The following is a 2,122-nucleotide window of genomic DNA, read 5'->3' as shown; positions in this document are numbered from 1 at the left end:
GCAGTTCTGGTAGATCTCCACCAGCGACGCACCCCGATGCGCGGTCGCCTCCCGCAACACCGCCTGCAGATGCTTACGATCCGAATCGATGGTCCGGGCCACGAATGAGGCCTCCGCACCCAAGGCCAGTGAGATCGGGTTGAACGGCTTGTCCAGCGACCCCATCGGCGTCGACTTGGTGATCTTCCCGACCTCGGAGGTGGGCGAGTACTGGCCCTTGGTCAGCCCGTAGATCCGGTTGTTGAACAACAGAATGTTCAGGTTGACGTTGCGGCGCAGCGCGTGGATCAGATGGTTGCCGCCGATCGACAACGCGTCCCCGTCCCCGGTCACCACCCACACGCTCAGGTCGGGCCGGGAGGCGGCCAGGCCGGTGGCGATCGCCGGCGCCCGGCCGTGGATCGAGTGCACCCCGTAGGTGTTGAGGTAGTACGGGAACCGCGAGGAACAGCCGATCCCGGAGACGAACACGATGTTCTCGCGCTTGAGCCCGAGTTCGGGCAGGAAGCTCTGCACCGCGGCCAAGATGGCGTAGTCGCCGCAGCCCGGGCACCAGCGCACCTCCTGGTCGGACTTGAAGTCCTTCAGGCTCTGCTTGCCCTCGGCCTTGGGCACCAGGGACAGGCCCTTGCCGTTGATGAGTTCAGTCACTGCCGATCACCACTGTCGATCACGTCCTGGATCACTCCGGCCAGTTCCTCGGCCTTGAACGGAAGCCCGCGCACCCGGTTGTAGCTGATCACATCGACCAGGAACCGGGCCCGCAGCAGCAACGCCAGCTGACCCAGATTGATCTCCGGCAGCAGCACCCGGTCATACTGCCGCAGCACCTCACCGGTGTTGGCCGGCAACGGGTTCAGATGCCGCAGATGCGCCTGGGCCACCTTGCCGCCCGCCGCCCGCACCCGGCGCACCCCGGCCGCGATCGCCCCGTAGGTCGACCCCCAGCCCAGCACCAGCACCCGCGCATCCCCCCCGGGATCGTCCACCGCCAGCTCCGGCACCGCGATCCCGTCGATCTTCGCCTGCCGCAGCCGCACCATCCGGTCGTGATTGTCCGGATCGTAGGAGATGTTGCCGGTGCCGTCGGCCTTCTCGATCCCGCCGATCCGATGCTCCAGCCCCGGCGTGCCCGGAACCGCCCACGGCCGCGCCAGCGTGTCGGCATCCCGCTGGAACGGCAAAAACGTGCCGTCCGGCCCGTTCGGCTCGCTCGCATACGGCGAAGAGATATCCGGCAACTGCCCCACCTCCGGCAGCCGCCACGGCTCGGAACCGTTGGCCAGATACCCGTCCGACAGCAGCATCACCGGGGTGCGGTAGGCCACCGCGATCCGGGCCGCCTCCACCGCCGCGTCGAAACAATCGCTGGGCGACATCGGCGCGATCACCGGCACCGGGGACTCGCCGTTGCGGCCGAACAACGCCATCAGCAGGTCGGTCTGCTCGGTCTTGGTCGGCATCCCGGTCGACGGACCCGCCCGCTGCACGTCCACCACGATCAGCGGCAGTTCGGTGGTGACCGCCAGCCCGACCGTCTCGGCCTTCAACGCCACCCCCGGACCGGAGGTGGTGGTGACCCCCAGCGCGCCGCCGAACGCCGCGCCGAGGGCGGCGCCGACGCCGGCGATCTCGTCCTCGGCCTGGAAGGTACGCACCCCGAACTGCTTGTGCTTGGACAGCTCGTGCAGGATGTCGCTGGCCGGGGTGATCGGATAGGAGCCGAGGAACAGCGGCAGCCGGGCCTGGACCGCGGCGGCGATCAGGCCGTAGGCCAGCGCCTGGTTGCCGGAGATGTTGCGATACACCCCCGGCGCCAGCCGGGCCGGCTTGACCTCATAGGAGACCGAGAACGACTCGGTGGTCTCGCCGTAGTTCCAGCCCGCCTGGAAAGCCGCGATGTTGGCCTTGGCGATCTCCGGTTTACGGGCGAACTTGGTCTCCAGGAAGCTGATGGTGTGCTCGGTCGGCCGGTGGTAGAGCCAGGACAGCAGGCCGAGCGCGAACATGTTCTTGGCGCGTTCGGCGTCCTTTTTGGAGATGTCGAAGTTCTCCAGCGCCTTGACCGTCAGCGAGGTGAGCGGGACGGCGTGCAGCCGCCACTCGGCCAGCGACCCGTCTT

2 protein-coding genes are annotated in these 2,122 nt (G+C 68.0%); both read right to left on the bottom strand.

What is annotated here, in order from left to right:
• Window positions 1-651: 2-oxoacid:ferredoxin oxidoreductase subunit beta (locus ACGFI7_RS41730; RefSeq protein WP_393415412.1), on the bottom strand; the 651-nt coding region annotated here is incomplete at its 3' end.
• On the bottom strand, window positions 648-2,122 hold a 1,475-nt coding region (locus tag ACGFI7_RS41725), incomplete at its 5' end, for a 2-oxoacid:acceptor oxidoreductase subunit alpha (RefSeq protein ID WP_393415409.1). The genes ACGFI7_RS41730 and ACGFI7_RS41725, both read right to left, overlap by 4 nt.

The sequence above is a fragment of the Nonomuraea sp. NPDC048826 genome, assembly GCF_043198225.1.
GTDB lineage: Bacteria > Actinomycetota > Actinomycetes > Streptosporangiales > Streptosporangiaceae > Nonomuraea.
This window is presented reverse-complemented; position numbering and strand designations above follow the sequence as displayed.